This window comes from Vibrio sp. 10N.247.310.17 (genome assembly GCF_041466605.1).
GTDB classification, from domain to species: Bacteria; Pseudomonadota; Gammaproteobacteria; order Enterobacterales; family Vibrionaceae; genus Vibrio; species Vibrio tasmaniensis_A.
Genome location: NZ_JBFSTC010000233.1, coordinates 1 through 1,035 on the forward strand (window position 1 = coordinate 1; position 1,035 = coordinate 1,035).

The 1,035-nt window shown below is 43.4% G+C and carries 1 pseudogene; it reads right to left on the reverse strand.

Features of this window, described 5'->3' with window-relative positions:
* Positions 1–863: pseudogene (locus tag AB6D80_RS25070) on the reverse strand (DUF3560 domain-containing protein); the annotation flags it as partial.
* Positions 864–1,035: the final 172 nt, after the last annotated feature.

Genomic DNA, 1,035 nt, shown 5'->3' on the forward strand with positions numbered 1-1,035 from the left:
GTTGGCTTTTTCTCATCACTGTTAAGCGGGGAAAGATAACCGTCAATCAATGCCTTTGTCACTTGCTCAAACGTAAAGCGCACTTTAGACAAGCCCATCAATTTTGTCTCAGTCACAGCAGCGTAATAGTGGTTCAGCGTTGGGTGATCCGCATCAATATCATGTCTAAATCGCTCCAAGTCACCATTATCAAACTCGATATACATCATCGTCTTGGTGTAACCGTTATTGCGGCCCACTTCCATAGCTTCTTGACTTGCTTTTTTGTTGTAATCATCAAGGGTGTACGCATTGCCATCAGATAATAAATTGGATTCACTCCAATCAATAATCACTTGCTTCACAACGGCGGTCTTTTCCAGGTGTACGTATTGGTCGAACGGGGCAAGCTGCACCGGCTCTTTCACTTCTTCGGTGCCCTCCACTTCTGAGCATTCCCCCTCAATAATCGTGCTTTGCGGTTCCTCTCCATCCAAAGAGAATGTCATCACCACATCATTAGAAAAATGATAGATACAATCACAGACCTGCACTTTCACTAGAGCGCCTTCACGGATGGTTAATAAAATAACCATGTCGCTGTAGTTCTTTTCGTACCAATCCCAAAATTCGGATTTATCCATCGTGACAAGCTCATTACTTCTAAAGCAATCATCCATCCCCATTGACTGAGTTTTTAAGATCAACGTGTCAGCATATTCCAACAGCTTCGTAATTTTAGCCTTCGCATTTTTACGCAACTTATGACCAGAGAAGCGCTTCAAAAATTCATTCTTGGATGAGCCTGACGGCTCAAACGGGGATACGTTTGTCGCGGATTGAACGTTAGAAGCTGTTGATGGATTAAGGATTGAGTCTGTCATAAGTTTTTCCTTTGATTAATTTTCATTCCCGTTGTCGCCTGACTGCTCGACCCAAAATCACGGTTCATCAAAACAAGGGCGCGAAGCGTTCATATACCCTTGTTTTGGGGGTTCTGATTTGGGACGTTAAGCAGGAAGACCGCGACACGGTAATGAGAAATCAAAGGAAAAA